This window comes from Clostridium lentum (genome assembly GCF_014287815.1).
GTDB lineage: Bacteria > Bacillota > Clostridia > Clostridiales > Clostridiaceae > Clostridium > Clostridium lentum.
In genome coordinates, this window is the sequence record NZ_JACOOQ010000004.1 from 77,002 (window position 1) to 92,591 (window position 15,590).

Sequence of the window (15,590 nt, forward strand, 5' to 3'; positions counted from 1 at the left end):
ACAAAGGAGAAGAAATGGAAATTAAAATAGCGTTAAATGACCATAAATATAGATATGATGTTTATCAAATGTTTAATATATATTTTGCCTTAGATGAGCTGAAATTTGTGGAAGATGGTGAATATATAATTAATATTGAAGAAGATAAAATAGTCTTTGCTTTTAAGGAATACTGTAAGGAAAGATTAATTGGTGAAAATATAAAAGAAGATATTAAAAAGGTAGTATTTGAATCTTTAAAGGATATTACAGGCGAAGAATATCCTTGGGGAATACTTGTAGGAATTAGGCCATCTAAAATTGCTTTAAAATACTTAAATGAAGGAAAAAGCAATGAAGAAATAATAGATATTTTCAAGGAAAAACATTTAGCAGCAAGAGAAAAAGCAGAGCTATGTATTGAAGTGGCTAAAGCGGAGGAAAGTTTCGTAAATAAAGATGAAAAGAAAATAGCTATTTATGTTGGGATGGCATTTTGCCCTACAAGATGCTTCTATTGTTCATTTGCAGCTAACCCAATAATGGGCAACAAAAAGATGGTAAATCCATATCTAGAAGCGATTACAAAAGAAATAAGAGCAATGAAAGAATATGTTAATCTTAAAGGGTTAGCAATTGAATCAGTATACTTTGGTGGAGGTACTCCTACTGCAGTAAATAATGATGAGTTTGAAGAAATAATGTCAGAAGTTTATGATGCTTTTGTGAAAGATAAGAAACTTGTGGAATTTACTGTGGAATGTGGAAGACCTGATAGTATAACAAGAGAAAAACTTTTAACAATGAAAAAATTTAATGTTACAAGAATAAGCATTAATCCTCAAACAATGAATGACGATACATTAAAGATGATTGGAAGGGGACATGACTCTGCTAGTGTTATTGAGAAGTTCAATATGGCTAGAGAAATGGGCTTTGATGATATAAATATGGATATGATTATAGGACTTCCAGGAGAAGGTATCAAAGAAGTTAAGCATACTAAGGATGAAATACTTAAGCTTCATCCAGATAGTCTTACAGTACATGGACTATCATTAAAAAGAGCATCAATTCTTTATGAAAACTTCATACTTAAAAAGGGTATCCAAGTGAAAAAGCAAAAGGAACTGGCAGATATGTATGAAGAAAGTAGAATTTTAGCTTCAGAGCTAGGATTAAAGCCATATTATATGTATAGACAAAAAAATATGATAGGTAACATGGAGAATTTAGGGTATTCTAAAAAGGGAAAGGAATGTATTTATAATATTCAAATGATTGAAGATAAACAAACAATCATAGCACTAGGAGCAGATGCTGTTACTAAAGCTGTATTTTTAAAAGAAGATAGAATTGAAAGGTTTGGTAATGCAAAGGATCTTAGAGAATATATTAGTAGAATTGATGAAATGATTGAAGGTAAAATTAAGTTATTAGATAGCCTATATAAATAATAAGAGGATTTTTTATGGACAAAAACATATACACAGTGTGTAGATATGATAAAAGGAGGAATAGTGTAAATGGAAGTTCAAGCACCAAAAGGTACCAAGGATATGTTACCACAAGATGCGTATAAATGGCATTTTGTTGAAAATAAATTTAGAGAAATAGCAAAGTTTTATGGGATGAGAGAAATCAGAACGCCAATGTTTGAGCATACTGATTTATTTTTAAGAGGTGTAGGAGATACAACTGATATAGTACAAAAGGAAATGTATACTTTCAATGATAAAGGAAATAGAAGTATTACTTTAAAACCAGAAGGTACTTCGCCAGTAGTAAGAGCATTTATTGAAAATAGACTATTTAATGAGGCACAGCCTACAAAGCTTTATTATGCAATACCATGCTTCAGATATGAAAATGTGCAAAAGGGAAGACTAAGACAGTTCCACCAATTTGGAACAGAAGTTTTTGGTTCTAAAGAGCCATCAATGGATGCTGAAGTAATAGCTTTTGCCATGGAATTTTTAAAGAGCCTTGGTTTAAAAAGCCTAAGCTTAAACATAAATAACTTAGGATGTCCTAACTGTAGACCTAAGTATAATGAAGCATTAAAGAAATTCTTAGAAGAAAACTATGATGATTTATGTGGATTATGTCAAAGTAGATTTGACAAAAATCCAATGAGAATTTTAGACTGTAAGAACAAAAATTGTGGTGAAATTACAAAAAATGCACCGATAATATTAGATTATATGTGTGAAGAATGTGATAGTCACTTTGCTGAAGTTAAGAAATATTTAGATATATTAAATATACCGTATACAGTAGATCCAGGAATAGTTAGAGGATTAGATTACTATACAAAGACTATTTTTGAAATATTAAATGATGATTTTACTGTTTGTGGTGGAGGAAGATATGATAGACTTATAGAGCAACTTGGTGGTCCAGAAATGCCGGCAGTAGGCTTTGGTCTTGGAATAGAGAGACTTCTACTTACACTTAAAAATGAAGGTATTGAAATTCCAAGTGAAGGATTATATGATTTATATGTAGGAGCTAGAGGAGAAGAAGGAAAGCTTGCATCATTTAAGCTGGCAAATACTTTAAGAACTAGAGGTATAAAAACTGAAATAAATCATATGGGAAGAAGCTTAAAGGCAGAAATGAAGTACGCTAATAAAATTGGAGCTAAGTTTACTGTAGTTTTAGGTGATGATGAGCTTCAAACTGGAAATGCAAAGCTTAAGAGAATGAGTGATGGTGAGCAGTTTGAAGTGAATTTAAACAATATAGAAGAAATAGTAGCAATACTAAATAGTTAGGAGGAGTTTATAATGGGTGAGGCACTAGGTGGCTTAAAAAGAACTATGATGTGTGGTGAACCTAGAGAAGCAAACATAGGAAGTAAGATTACTCTTATGGGATGGGTTCAAAGAAATAGAAAGCTTGGAGGTCTTGAATTTATAGACCTTAGAGATAGAACTGGAATAATGCAAATTGTTTTTGGTGAGGAAATAAATGTTGAAAGCTTTGAAAAAGCTAAAAGCGTTAGACCAGAATACTGTATAGCTGTTACTGGAGAAGTTGTTAAGAGACAATCTCCTAATGAAAATATGCCAACAGGAATGGTTGAGTTATTATGTGAAGAAATAAAAATTCTTTCAGAATCAGATACTCCACCTATATATATAAAAGAAGATTTAGATGCAGCAGAGAATATAAGATTGAAATATAGATATTTAGATCTTAGAAGGCCTGATATGCATAAAATATTTGCTATAAGAAGCAAAACTACTAAGGTAATAAGAGATTATTTAGAAGAAAATAATTTCTTAGATGTTGAAACTCCAGTTTTAGGAAAATCAACACCAGAAGGTGCAAGAGATTATTTAGTACCATCAAGAAACTATCAAGGAAAATTTTATGCACTTCCACAATCACCACAATTGTATAAGCAATTATTGATGATGTCTGGCTTTGATAGATATTATCAAATAGCTAAATGCTTTAGAGATGAAGATTTAAGAGCTAACAGACAACCAGAATTTACTCAAGTAGATATGGAATTAAGCTTTGTAGAGCAAGATGATGTAATGGCATTAAATGAAGGTTTAATTGCTAGAGTATTTAAGGAAGTAGTAGGAGTAGATGTACAATTACCAATAAAGAGAATGACATTTAATGAAGCTATGGAGAAATACGGTAGTGATAAACCAGATTTAAGATTTGGTATGGAAATTACAAATATTACTGAAGCTGTTAAAGATATGGACTTTGTAGTGTTTAAATCAGCTATAGAAAATGGTGGTTCTATTAGAGCATTATGCTTAAAAGGTGGAGCATCACTTGGAAGAAAACCAATTGATAAATTAGGAGAATTTGTTAAGACTTATAGAGCAAAAGGTCTTGCATGGATTCAATTAAAAGAAGAGGGAGTTAAATCTTCTTTAGCTAAATTCTTAACAGATGAGGTAACAGAAAACATAGTTAAAACTATAGGAGCTGAAACTGGTGATGCAATATTCATCGTTGCAGATAAAGATTCTGTTGTATTACAAAGTTTAGGTGCATTAAGATTAGAACTTGCTAAGCAATTTGATTTAATAAAAGATAAAAATGAATTTAACTTTACTTGGGTTACTGAATTCCCATTCTTTGAATACAGTGAAGAAGAAGAAAGATTTAAAGCTTGTCACCATCCATTTACATCACCAATGGATGAAGATTTAGAATTTGTTGAATCTGATCCAGCTAGAGTTAGAGCTAAAGCTTATGATTTAGTATTAAATGGTGAAGAACTAGGTGGAGGGTCTATCAGAATTCATGATTCTGCCATCCAAGAAAGAATGCTTAAAGCATTAGGATTCACTGAAGAAAGAGCTTGGGAATCATTTGGATTCTTATTACAAGCACTTAAATTTGGAGCACCACCACACGGTGGATTAGCATTTGGTTTAGATAGAATGATAATGTTCTTAGCTGGAACTGAAAATATTAAGGATGTTATTGCTTTCCCTAAAAACCAAAATGCCTTCTGTTATTTAAGTGAGGCACCAAACGTAGTTGATGAAAAGCAAATTGAAGAATTAGGATTAGTAATTGATAAAAAAGAAGAAGAATAATTTTAAACGGAGCTATTGCTTTAAAGGCATAGCTTCTTTATTTTATCCTTAAGCATAAAAATAATATATTTGCAAAAAATATTAATAAGCTTTTTTATGCTAAAACTTAGGAGGGATTATAATGAAGAACAATTCTATGAATAAGATGAAGAAAGCCATGAAAAAGAACATGAAAAAAAGTAATGTATTAGTTGAAATGGCAGAAGACTTTAAAGATTTAATTACCGATGCTAAAATATATAAGAAATTAACTAAAAAAAAATAATATGTTTTTTTGACCATGGCCCTAGAAAATCTAGGGCTATATTTATTAATTGATTTTTTATTGATTTGTAAATTTAATAAAAAATGATACAATATAACCTATATAGTTAAGTGTAGGAGTGAAAGAAAATGGATAATGATAAATATAGAAAAGATATTTCCAACAGACTTAAGAGAATTGAGGGGCAGGTTAAGGGAATACAAGGTATGGTAGAAAAGGATGCTTGTTGTGATGATATACTTATTCAGATTTCAGCTATAAGATCTGCTATTAATAAAGTTGGTAGTATGATGATAGAGCATTATGCAAATAATTGTATGGGTGTTGAAAAAGATAGTATTGAAGAAGCGAGAATAAAAAAGCTCGTTAAAACTATAAATACATTTATAAAATAATGATGAATTATATAAATATAGTTCATCATTATTTTATATTATTAAATCATTAATGCTTATTGCTGATTAAAGCGCTTACTGGAATGATTTCTTTTAACTCTGAAAATAAGTGAAGTAATGGTGGATATAAAAATTACACCTAAAGCAAGAGTACCAGCATTAGCTAAGGTATTTATTCCTAAATGAACAGCATTTTGTAGGTCACCATTAATGGTAGCAAGCATTGTATAGTACATGCCGCTTCCAGGAACTAACGGAAATAACGCACAAATTACAAAAGAAGTAACCGGAGTTTTAAAGATTCTAGCTAAAACTTCGCTATATGTACTAAATACTAAAGCTGAAATGAATAATGAGGAAACTTCGCTTAGGCCTAGTGATAGCGGTAAGGAATAGCAATACCAGCTTAGTCCTCCTCCTAAGGCGGCAAAAAGAAGCTTTTTACCTTTTATATTAAAAAGTATTCCAAAACCAAAGGTTATTATAAATGAAACAAAAGACATACGTAATAACATATTAAATACCTCCTAGAACTCTCATACAAATACTTAAACCTGCACCTGTACCTACTGCAATAGAAATAGCAATGAAAAATGCTTCAGCTGCTCGTGTAAGGCCAGAAACCAAATCACCTGCTATAGTATCCCTTATGGCATTAGTAATGGCAAGACCAGGTACTAGAAGCATTATAGAGCCAATGATAGTTTGATGTATACCACTAGCAAGACCAAGCTTTTGTAGAATTACTGCTAAAATGGCAGTAAGGGCACCTGAAATTACATTAATAAAGAAAAAGTTTATTCTAAGTTCGTTGCCTTTTAGAGTAATAAGCCTAATTAATAGCCCTATAATAAAGGCTGAAAACATATCTTTTATTGTGCCACCAAAAAGGATTGCACATGAGCCAGCACCAAAAGCCGAAAAGAATAATGTCACCATAGATGAATATCTTTCCCCTTCATTTATTTTTATGAGCTCTTCTTTAAATTGATCAACAGTTAGATTTCTACTTAGAATATTTCTAGACAAGTCATTTACCTTATCTATTTTGTTCAAATCAACTGTTCTGCTGACCACTCTTTTAGTTAAGGAGTATATTTCTCCTTTATGTAATATAGAGGTCATTATTCCAGTAGGAGTAACAAAGCTTTCTGCTTGTTCCGCTCCAAAGGTTTTGCAAATTCTCAAAATAGTATCTTCTACACGATAAGTTTCTCCGCCACTTTCCAAAATAATTTGACCTGCAAATGTTGCAACTTGTAAAATTTCGTTCATGGTTTTATCTCCTATTGTTTTTTTATAACTATATGTATTATAACATATAAAATAAATAGGTAATATATATAAAAATATAGTTGAATATATTATTGATTATATTTATAATTTTAATAAAATATAAAAAATGGGGTGAAAATATGGATTTTAAAAATTTAGTAAAAGTTGATGAAGAGATTTATAGTTTAGTTGAAAAAGAACTAGAAAGAGAGCAAGATGGTATTGAGCTTATTGCATCAGAAAATTTTGCATCAGAGGCAGTAATGGAAGCAATGGGATCATATTTAACAAACAAATATGCAGAAGGGTATCCAAGTAAACGTTATTATGGCGGTTGTCAAGTAGTTGATGAAGTTGAGGAACTAGCGAGAGAAAGAGCTAAAAAGCTTTTTGGAGCAGAACATGCAAATGTACAACCACATTCAGGGTCACAAGCAAATATGGCAGTATACTTTACAATATTGCAGCCAGGGGATACTGTATTAGGAATGAACTTAAGCCATGGTGGACACCTTACTCATGGTTCAGCTGTTAACTTCTCAGGGAGATTATATAACTTTGTTTCTTATGGAGTTAATAAGGAAACTGAAAGGATAGATTATGAGGAAGTAAGGAGGCTAGCATTAGAATATAAACCTAAACTTATAGTAGCAGGAGCCAGCGCATATTCTAGGATAATAGATTTTAAAAAGTTAAAGGAAATCTGTGATGAAGTAGCAGCATATTTTATGGTTGATATGGCCCATATAGCAGGACTTGTAGCAACAGGAGCACATCCTTCACCAGTACCATATGCAGATTTTGTTACTTCAACAACTCATAAGACACTGAGAGGACCTAGAGGTGGACTTATATTATGTAAGGAAAAGTATGCAAAAGCATTAGATAAAAATATTTTCCCAGGTATTCAAGGGGGACCGTTAATGCATACTATAGCTGCAAAAGCGGTATGCTTCAAAGAAGCACTTCAGCCAGAATTTAAGGAATATATAGATAGAGTAGTGAAAAACTGTAAGGTATTAGCAGAAGAATTAGTAAAATATGATTTTAAATTAGTATCTAATGGAAGTGATAACCACTTAATTCTTATTGATTTAAACAATAAGGATATAACAGGAAAAGATGCAGAAAAGCGTTTAGATAGTATTGGAATAACAGTGAATAAGAATACTGTGCCAAATGAAACAAAGAGTCCATTTGTTACTTCAGGTATAAGAATAGGAACAGCAGCTGTAACAACTAGAGGCTTTGATGAAGAGGATATGAAAGAAGTGGCAGCTTTAATAAATGATGCAATAGAAAATAAGGATGAAGACTTATCATCATTAAAAAATAGAGTAAAAGCATTATGCAGTAAGCACCCTTTATATTAATAATGATATAAGCATAGGAGGAAACAATGAAATTAATTTCTTGGAATGTAAATGGATTAAGAGCATGTGTACAAAAGGGATTTTTAGAATATTTTAATAGTGTTAATGCAGATGTGTTCTGTATTCAAGAAAGTAAGCTTCAGGAAGGTCAAATAGAACTAGATCTTCCAGGTTATGAGCAATATTGGAATTATGCAGAGAAAAAAGGATATTCAGGAACAGCAATATTTACAAAGAAAAAACCTTTAAGTGTAAAATATGGTCTTGGAATTGAAGAACATGATCATGAAGGTAGGGTAATTACCTTAGAGTTTGAAGATGAATATGTTATAACTGTTTATACTCCTAATTCACAAAATGAACTGGCTAGACTTGATTATAGAATGAAGTGGGAAGATGATTTTAAAGAGTATTTAAAAGAACTTTCAAAAAAGAAGTCAGTAATCGTATGTGGAGATTTAAATGTAGCACATAAGGAAATAGACTTAAAGAATCCTAAGACTAACCGAAAAAATGCAGGATTTACAGATGAAGAAAGAGAAAAGCTTACTGATTTATTAAAGGCAGGCTTTATTGATACATTCAGATATTTTAAGCCAGATGTTACAGGGATTTATTCTTGGTGGTCATATAGGTTTAATTCAAGAAAGAATAATGCTGGATGGAGAATTGATTATTTCCTAGTATCAGAAGATATGAAGGATAGATTGGTTTCAGCAGATATACACACAGAAGTTCTTGGCTCAGATCATTGTCCAGTAGAACTAGTAATAGAATAATTTACTCAAAATAGACATAAGCTAAAATTTAGTTTATGTCTATTTTTATGGAAAATGTCAATGGAACGAAAGAAAAAAGTATAAAAAAACATATTTTGTTGAAACTATGTAATAAGTAGAGGATTTTGAAAAAATTAAGGAGGTATAAGTGATGTATTGGATAATTAGGGGAGAAGGAAATGGAGTATGCATAAAAAATCTTATGAAACTCATAATAGTTTTGGCTTTGGTTATAGTAAGTACTAGCTCTCTTTTTACATATGCCTATGAGCCTGCAGAAGCTTCTAATGAAAATGTTAATAATAATTTTAAAGTATGTATTGATCCAGGTCATCAAGCTAAATATGATTCTAGGGGGGAGCCAGTGGCACCTGGAAGCAGTACAAAGAAAGCTAGAGTGTCAGCAGGTACAAAAGGAGTTGCCACTAAGAAGAATGAGTATGAAGTAAATTTGGAAGCAGCATTATTATTAAGAGAAATGCTTAATAATAAAAGTTATAATGTAATAATGACAAGGGATAATAACGATGTAAATATTAGCAATATAGAACGTGCAGAGATAGCTAATGAAAATAATTCAGATATTGCCATCAGGATACATTGTGATAGTTTACTAGATAGCAGTAAGACTGGAGCTACAATTCTTGTGCCTAATAAAGAATGTGAATGGACAAAAGAGATATATGAAAATAGTTATACATTTGCTACAATACTACAGGAAAAATTAAAAGAAGGAAATATTAAGGTGAATGGAGTATTTGAAAGAAAGGATATAACAGGATTCAATTGGTCTAAGGTACCAGTTATAATTTTAGAGATGGGGTTTATGAGTAATTATAATGAAGATACTATGCTATCTAATCCTAATTATCAAAAAAAGATTATGAATTGTGTATCTGAAGCAATAGATGAATATCAAAATGTTATGATAAAAAGATAAATTTATTTCATAAAGCATAAAAATAGGAATAAAAATATAAAAAGAGGATAAAATATAAGATAAATATTATTTTCCAAAATAATAATGTATAGGAGGTATTTGGTGAAAAGGTATAATTTAATTTATTATTGGCAAAACTTCTTGGCTAATCAAGATGATGTCTCACTTAAACCTAATGCATACGTTATAAAGTTTTGTATAGTAAATAAATATAGTTATGATTATTATTGTAATTGGTATTCGTTTGCAAAAGTGGAAAAATTAATAAGTTTCTTAAAATGTGTAGTAATACCTTCAACATATATAACAAAGGCATTTGGCAAAGATGAAAATACAATATTTCTAGATGCTTTAGATAAATATGAGTGTATGGAGTATTTGGAAAGAGCCAGTGTTTTTGATAAAAGAGAATTATTAAGAAGAGTAAATAGGGAATATGATTTTTTAAGTAGAGTTGAAAAATGTAATTTAGGAATTGAAGGAGTTAAAAAGTATTTAGAATTAATTAATAAATACAATGATAAAAACAGCAAAATATTTCTTGAATTAGAATTTTATAAAAATGTAAATATGATTGGTAAAGGGTTAATAGATGAATATGAAAAGGAAAATATGCTCGATGACTTGGAAGAAAATATGGCTTTAAACAAAAATGAAATATTATCAATGTTTGAAAATATAGATAAGAATATGTTTATGTTAAAAAAACTCAATACTTATTTAAATAATACGCTTACATTCTAGTAAAAAACAAGAGATTAATAAATATCTCTTGTTTTTTTATATGAATAATGAAGGTAAATAGATATTGCATATTAACAAGAACAAAATAAAATGGTATATTAATATAAGTTATATAAAGTATTAGAGATACTTTTATTAAAAATTAGAAATGAGAGATGTGATTAAATGGATAAAAATAGATTTTTACCTATTTCTAAAGAAGATATGAATGAAAGAGGTTGGGAGCAGTGTGATTTTATTATTGTAACTGGTGATGCATATGTAGACCATCATAGCTTTGGTACTGCTATCATTTCAAGAGTTTTAGAAAATGAAGGTTATAAAGTAGGGATAATAGCACAGCCAGATTGGCATAGCACTGATGATTTTATGAAGCTTGGTAAACCAAGACTAGGATTCCTTGTTAATGCAGGAAATATGGATTCAATGGTAAATCATTATACTGTAAGTAAAAGAAGAAGAGAAAAGGATCTTTATTCACCAGGTGGTGAAATGGGATTAAGACCAGATAGAGCTACTATTGTTTATTGTAACAAGATTAGAGAGGCTTATGGCAAAATAAATATATGTATAGGTGGAGTAGAAGCTAGCCTAAGAAGATTTGCTCATTATGATTATTGGTCTGATAAAGTTAGAAAATCAATCTTAATAGATAGTGGTGCAGACCTTTTAATTTATGGAATGAGTGAAAAGCAAATAGTTGAAGTAGCTAGATGCATGAATGAAGGTTTTGATGCTAAGTACATACGACACGTGCCAGGAACGTGTTATTTAGTAGACTCAATGGATGAAGTTTACGAAGAACATATAGTTATTCCATCATATAAAGAAGTGACTGCCGATAAAATAGTTTATGCACAGGCTTTTAAAGTTACATATCAAGAGCAAGATCCTATAAGAGGAAGAACTATTGTTCAAGATCAAGGCGACAAGATACTTGTAGTTAACAAGCCAGAAGTAATTTTAAATAGAGAAGAACTTGATGCAGTATATGCACTTCCATATACTAAAGAATATCATCCATCATATAAGGAAGCAGGTGGAATTCCAGCTTTAGAAGAAGTAAAGTTCAGTATTATGAGTTCAAGAGGATGTTTTGGAAATTGTTCATTTTGTGCCATCACATTCCACCAAGGAAGAGCTGTAGAAAGTAGAAGTGAAGAGTCTATAGTTCAAGAAGCTAAAGAAATGACAGAAATGCCAAACTTTAAGGGATATATCCATGATGTTGGAGGTCCTACAGCTAACTTTAGAAAGCCAGCATGTAAGCATCAATTAACTATAGGTGCATGTAAGGTTAAACAATGTTTAAGTCCAAGTCCTTGTAGAAACTTAGAAGTTGATCATAAAGAATTTTTAAGTGTTCTTAGAAGTGTAAGAAGTTTGCCAAAGGTTAAAAAGGTATTTGTACGTTCAGGTATCAGATATGACTATGTAATGGCAGATAAGGATGATACATTCTTCAAAGAATTAGTAGAACATCATGTTAGTGGCCAGTTAAAAGTAGCTCCAGAACACGTATCTGAAGAAGTATTAAAATATATGGGTAAACCAGCTGGTAGAACATATGAAGATTTTAGACAAAAGTTCTTTAAGATAACAGAAAAGTTGGGAAAGAAACAATATATAATTCCATACTTGATGTCAAGCCATCCAGGTAGCACATTAAAAGAAGCAATAAACCTTGCTGAATACTTAAGAGATATTAAGTATCAACCAGAGCAAGTACAAGATTTCTACCCAACACCAGGAACATTATCAACAACAATGTTTTATACAGGACTTGATCCAATAACTATGAAGCCAGTTTATGTACCTAAAACTAAGGAAGAAAAGGCTATGCAAAGAGCACTTCTTCAATTCAGTAATCCTAAAAATTATAATATAGTTTATGATGCATTAATGAAGGCTGGAAGAGAAGACTTAATTGGTAATGGACCTAAGTGCTTAATAAGATCAAAAGAGCAAAGATATATGGATGTTCATGGCTTAGGGTACAAAGGAAAGAGCAAAGGAAAGTCTAAAGATAATAGTGGTAGAGGAAGTAAAAACTCTAAAAATTATAAAGACTCAAAAAAATCAAAAAATAAAAAATCAAATGATACAAGGGATAATAGAAATCCTAGAGATTCAAGAGATACTAAAGCACCTAAGAAATCAAGAGGAAGCTTTAAGGAAAGACAGGCTGCAAAAAATAGAAGAAGCAGATAACAAAAAGATACTACATATGAATGTCAACTGAAAAATGACTTTCATATATAGTGTCTTTTTTGTTTTGTATTTTATAATTACAACAAAATAATGTAAAATATGGTATAATTAATTAAAAAATAAGAAGAAATATGATGAATAATCTATATGTTATTAGTCTATTGGGAGAATAGTCTAAAATAAATAAATCTATTCTCTTATACTCAAAGAGCAATTAATTATTTGAGAAATGGAGAATAATATGAAGTTGAAAAATTAAAGTGAGGATAGTATAAATGATTATAGCTAAAAAGATTGTTATAAAGGGAATAGTACAAGGAGTTGGCTTTAGGCCATTTATCTATAAGAATGCCTTTAAAAATAATTTAAAGGGCTTTGTAAACAATACTAGTAAAGGTGTTTTTATTGAAGTGGAAGGTTACCATGAAGATATAATTTCTTTTATTAAGGAAATAAGAGAAAAACCACCAGTTTTATCTAAGGTTACAGATATAAAGATAATAGATAAGGAAATAGAGGGATACACGGATTTTAAAATAATTGAAAGTGTGGAAGAGGAAGAAGCAATAACGTTACTTTCACCAGATATAGCTACTTGTGATGATTGTCTTAGAGATATCAGTGATGTAAATAATAGACGCTATAGATATCCTTTTACTAATTGCACCAATTGTGGACCAAGATTTTCAATTACTAAGAAAGTTCCTTATGATAGAGGTAATACTACCATGAGTGTTTTTGAAATGTGTACTGTCTGTAGAGTAGAGTATACTAATCCTATAGATAGGCGTTTTCATGCTCAGCCCAATGGATGCTCTAAGTGTGGTCCAAAAGTCTTTATTTGTGATAAAGAAGGACAGGAAATTATCTCTAAAGATCCCATAAAGGATATTGCAAAAGAAATAAAGAATGGTAAGATTGTAGCTATTAAGGGAATTGGTGGGTTTCATCTAGCTTGTGCTGCAAAAAGTGCTAAAGTTATAAATGAAATTAGGAAGAGAAAGAAAAGACCTGGTAAGCCTTTAGCTGTAATGATGAGAGATATTGAGACAGTTAAAAAATATTGTCACGTAAATGAATTGGAAGAAAGAATACTGCTTGGTAATAAAAAACCTATTTTACTTTTAGATAAAAAAAGAAATTCTCTTTTACCAAGGGAGCTTACTAATTATCAAAATGGAAAATTAGGTGTAATGCTTCCATATACGCCAGTACATCATATTTTATTTAGCGAGGATATTGATGTATTAGTAATGACTAGTGCTAATATAAGTGGTGAGCCTATGGTGTATAAAAATCATGAAGCAATAGAAAAACTAAGAGGAATTGCAGACTTTTATTTAATGAATAATCGTGATATCTATATTCCCATAGATGACGCTGTTTCTAGAGTAGTTTTAGGCAAGGAAAGAGTTATGCGTATTGCCCGTGGATATGCACCTAAAGCAATGGAAATAAAAAATATGGCATATACTATTGCCTTAGGATCTAATAGCAATAATACATTTGCTATATCTAATGGAGAAAATGTTTTTTTAAGTAATTATATTGGTGATTTAGTAAATTATAATACTTGGCAGCATTATATAAACTCATTAGAACATATGAAAAAAATTTATAAGATTAATCCTAAAAGCTATTTTTATGATCTTCATCCGAATTTTTATCAAAATGAACTATTAAAAGAAATAGAAATTAGGAAAATTGGAATACAGCATCATCATGCACATATAGTATCATGTATGGCAGAACATTCTTTAGAGGAAGAGGTAATAGGAGTTGCTTTTGATGGTACAGGCTATGGCACTGATGGAAAGCTATGGGGAGGAGAGTTTTTTATTTGTGATAGAGAAAGATTTAAAAGACTTGCCCATATAAATTATATTGCCCTTCCAGGAGGCGAAGGCGCGATTAGAGAGCCATGGAAGATGGCCATAAGTTATTTATATGATACTTTTAAAGAAAATTATACTGTTTATTTGCCTAAGCATTTACAACAAAAGAAACATAAAATTATTACTGAGATAATAAAAAAAGATATCAATTCGCCTAAAGCTAGCAGTATAGGAAGACTCTTTGATGCAGTTGCAGCATTATTAGGATTTGACGATAAAATAACATTTCAAGGAGAAGCAGCTATAGATTTAGAGAATATATCCTGCAAGGACGATGAGTCATTTTATCAATATAATATTTGCTTGGAAGAAGGAAGCTATATAATCGATTGCAAGCCAATAATTAAATCTGTAGTAATTGATATAATAGATGGCATAGATAAAGAACTTATAGCCAGGAGATTTCATAATACTGTTATTGAATTTACCACTGTATTATGTGAAATATTAAGAAAAGAATATCATTTATCTTCAGTTGTATTAAGCGGTGGGGTATTTCAAAATGAAATACTACTAATCAATATATATGAAAAATTAATTAAAAAAGGCTTTAAGGTCTATATAAATGAACAAATTCCTGCCAATGATGAAGGAATAAGTATAGGGCAGATGGTAATAGGTAATGAGATATTAAAAAAGGAGCTTGTTGTTTAGCAAGCCCTTTTTAGTTACTATATAAAAGTTTTGTTATATGCTATTTATCAGTGTTTTTAGTAAAACATAGCTTACATACATTTACCTTGTTGCCAGCACTATCATTAGCTGTCCATGCAAGTTTTACTCTTTTTCTACCACAAAGAGGGCATGTACCTCTCCAGTCAGGAGTAGCTGCTTTAAGATATTTTCCTCTTCTTTGTTTTGCCATAGTATCACCTCCTTAAATTTAATTAATATGGTAAAAGTGTTCTTTAAAGTATATTCATAACTATCTAATAATTGAATAAGAAATATGAAAATTAAGCAAAATAAAATTATTATGATAGCAAGGAGATGATGATGTGAAAAAGATTGACATTGCGTTGCAAAAGACAGTAGCAAAGAGAATGATTGTTGATGGTGAACCCTGGGAAAAGATAATGGATGAAACTCATTTAAGATTGAAGGATTTAAAGAGAATTCAAAGAGATGAAATAAATCCTCATTTTTAATATATAGGA

Annotated in this window: 15 protein-coding genes; 12 read left to right on the forward strand and 3 right to left on the reverse strand. The window is 30.6% G+C overall.

Annotated elements, in window-relative coordinates; genetic code table 11:
- The first annotated feature begins 14 nt into the window (after nt 1-14).
- The 5 genes from H8R92_RS03700 to H8R92_RS03720 all read left to right on the forward strand — a co-directional run bounded on the left by H8R92_RS03700 (nt 15) and on the right by H8R92_RS03720 (nt 5,216).
- Nucleotides 15-1,436 (forward strand): coproporphyrinogen III oxidase, encoded by a 1,422-nt coding sequence (locus tag H8R92_RS03700; RefSeq protein ID WP_186834778.1) that lies wholly within the window; start codon nt 15-17, stop codon nt 1,434-1,436.
- 69 nt (nt 1,437-1,505) lie between these two features.
- Nucleotides 1,506-2,756, forward strand: coding sequence for a histidine--tRNA ligase (gene hisS, locus H8R92_RS03705; protein WP_022211748.1), 1,251 nt, complete (start codon nt 1,506-1,508; stop codon nt 2,754-2,756).
- A gap of 12 nt (nt 2,757-2,768) precedes the next feature.
- Entirely contained in the window at nt 2,769-4,556 is a 1,788-nt protein-coding gene (aspS, locus tag H8R92_RS03710) for an aspartate--tRNA ligase (protein WP_186834779.1), read from the forward strand.
- A 121-nt stretch (nt 4,557-4,677) separates the two neighbouring features.
- Nucleotides 4,678-4,821 carry a hypothetical protein gene (locus H8R92_RS03715; RefSeq protein ID WP_022211750.1) on the forward strand — a complete coding sequence of 48 codons (144 nt, stop codon included), beginning with the start codon at nt 4,678-4,680 and terminating at the stop codon, nt 4,819-4,821.
- A gap of 128 nt (nt 4,822-4,949) precedes the next feature.
- Nucleotides 4,950-5,216: a metal-sensitive transcriptional regulator gene (locus H8R92_RS03720; RefSeq protein WP_022211751.1), complete on the forward strand. Its 267-nt coding sequence runs from the start codon at nt 4,950-4,952 to the stop codon at nt 5,214-5,216.
- Nucleotides 5,217-5,272: 56 nt separating this feature from the next.
- Here the strand turns inward: H8R92_RS03720 and H8R92_RS03725 are convergent, their stop codons facing one another.
- Together H8R92_RS03725 and H8R92_RS03730 are read right to left on the reverse strand one after the other, a co-directional pair.
- Nucleotides 5,273-5,731, reverse strand: coding sequence for a threonine/serine exporter family protein (locus tag H8R92_RS03725; RefSeq protein WP_022211752.1), 459 nt, complete (start codon nt 5,729-5,731; stop codon nt 5,273-5,275).
- Between the two features lies 1 nt (nt 5,732).
- A complete protein-coding gene (locus H8R92_RS03730; protein WP_022211753.1) occupies nt 5,733-6,491 on the reverse strand; it encodes a threonine/serine exporter family protein in 759 nt (252 codons plus the stop codon).
- Nucleotides 6,492-6,631: 140 nt separating this feature from the next.
- Here H8R92_RS03730 and glyA point away from each other — a divergent pair, with 140 nt between their 5' ends.
- From glyA to hypF, 6 genes are all read left to right on the forward strand, one after another.
- Nucleotides 6,632-7,864, forward strand: a complete 1,233-nt coding sequence (glyA, locus tag H8R92_RS03735) for a serine hydroxymethyltransferase (RefSeq protein ID WP_186834780.1) — start codon at nt 6,632-6,634, stop codon at nt 7,862-7,864.
- A 26-nt stretch (nt 7,865-7,890) separates the two neighbouring features.
- Entirely contained in the window at nt 7,891-8,643 is a 753-nt protein-coding gene (locus tag H8R92_RS03740) for an exodeoxyribonuclease III (RefSeq protein WP_022211755.1), read from the forward strand.
- Between the two features lie 151 nt (nt 8,644-8,794).
- Nucleotides 8,795-9,583 carry an N-acetylmuramoyl-L-alanine amidase family protein gene (locus tag H8R92_RS03745; RefSeq protein WP_186834781.1) on the forward strand — a complete coding sequence of 263 codons (789 nt, stop codon included), beginning with the start codon at nt 8,795-8,797 and terminating at the stop codon, nt 9,581-9,583.
- A gap of 102 nt (nt 9,584-9,685) precedes the next feature.
- Nucleotides 9,686-10,327: a hypothetical protein gene (locus H8R92_RS03750; protein ID WP_022211757.1), complete on the forward strand. Its 642-nt coding sequence runs from the start codon at nt 9,686-9,688 to the stop codon at nt 10,325-10,327.
- A gap of 165 nt (nt 10,328-10,492) precedes the next feature.
- Nucleotides 10,493-12,538 carry a YgiQ family radical SAM protein gene (locus H8R92_RS03755; RefSeq protein ID WP_186834782.1) on the forward strand — a complete coding sequence of 682 codons (2,046 nt, stop codon included), beginning with the start codon at nt 10,493-10,495 and terminating at the stop codon, nt 12,536-12,538.
- Nucleotides 12,539-12,813: 275 nt separating this feature from the next.
- The gene (gene hypF / locus H8R92_RS03760; RefSeq protein ID WP_186834783.1) at nt 12,814-15,087 is read left to right on the forward strand and encodes a carbamoyltransferase HypF; all 2,274 of its coding nucleotides are present in this window, start codon (nt 12,814-12,816) and stop codon (nt 15,085-15,087) included.
- A gap of 40 nt (nt 15,088-15,127) precedes the next feature.
- Here the strand turns inward: hypF and H8R92_RS03765 are convergent, their stop codons facing one another.
- A complete protein-coding gene (locus tag H8R92_RS03765; RefSeq protein WP_186834784.1) occupies nt 15,128-15,298 on the reverse strand; it encodes a hypothetical protein in 171 nt (56 codons plus the stop codon).
- 133 nt (nt 15,299-15,431) lie between these two features.
- Between H8R92_RS03765 and H8R92_RS03770 the strand changes: the two genes are divergently transcribed.
- Nucleotides 15,432-15,581, forward strand: a complete 150-nt coding sequence (locus H8R92_RS03770; protein WP_022211761.1) for a hypothetical protein — start codon at nt 15,432-15,434, stop codon at nt 15,579-15,581.
- The last annotated feature ends 9 nt before the right edge of the window (nt 15,582-15,590 follow it).

What these genes read in the sequence shown, in the direction of transcription:
- H8R92_RS03700 (WP_186834778.1), top strand. Translation starts at nt 15, where the DNA reads ATGGAAATTAAAATAGCGTTAAATGACCATAAATATAGATATGATGTT.
- hisS (WP_022211748.1), top strand. Translation starts at nt 1,506, where the DNA reads ATGGAAGTTCAAGCACCAAAAGGTACCAAGGATATGTTACCACAAGAT.
- aspS (WP_186834779.1), top strand. Translation starts at nt 2,769, where the DNA reads ATGGGTGAGGCACTAGGTGGCTTAAAAAGAACTATGATGTGTGGTGAA.
- H8R92_RS03715 (WP_022211750.1), top strand. Translation starts at nt 4,678, where the DNA reads ATGAAGAACAATTCTATGAATAAGATGAAGAAAGCCATGAAAAAGAAC.
- H8R92_RS03720 (WP_022211751.1), top strand. Translation starts at nt 4,950, where the DNA reads ATGGATAATGATAAATATAGAAAAGATATTTCCAACAGACTTAAGAGA.
- H8R92_RS03725 (WP_022211752.1), bottom strand. Translation starts at nt 5,731, where the DNA reads ATGTTATTACGTATGTCTTTTGTTTCATTTATAATAACCTTTGGTTTT.
- H8R92_RS03730 (WP_022211753.1), bottom strand. Translation starts at nt 6,491, where the DNA reads ATGAACGAAATTTTACAAGTTGCAACATTTGCAGGTCAAATTATTTTG.
- glyA (WP_186834780.1), top strand. Translation starts at nt 6,632, where the DNA reads ATGGATTTTAAAAATTTAGTAAAAGTTGATGAAGAGATTTATAGTTTA.
- H8R92_RS03740 (WP_022211755.1), top strand. Translation starts at nt 7,891, where the DNA reads ATGAAATTAATTTCTTGGAATGTAAATGGATTAAGAGCATGTGTACAA.
- H8R92_RS03745 (WP_186834781.1), top strand. Translation starts at nt 8,795, where the DNA reads ATGTATTGGATAATTAGGGGAGAAGGAAATGGAGTATGCATAAAAAAT.
- H8R92_RS03755 (WP_186834782.1), top strand. Translation starts at nt 10,493, where the DNA reads ATGGATAAAAATAGATTTTTACCTATTTCTAAAGAAGATATGAATGAA.
- hypF (WP_186834783.1), top strand. Translation starts at nt 12,814, where the DNA reads ATGATTATAGCTAAAAAGATTGTTATAAAGGGAATAGTACAAGGAGTT.
- H8R92_RS03765 (WP_186834784.1), bottom strand. Translation starts at nt 15,298, where the DNA reads ATGGCAAAACAAAGAAGAGGAAAATATCTTAAAGCAGCTACTCCTGAC.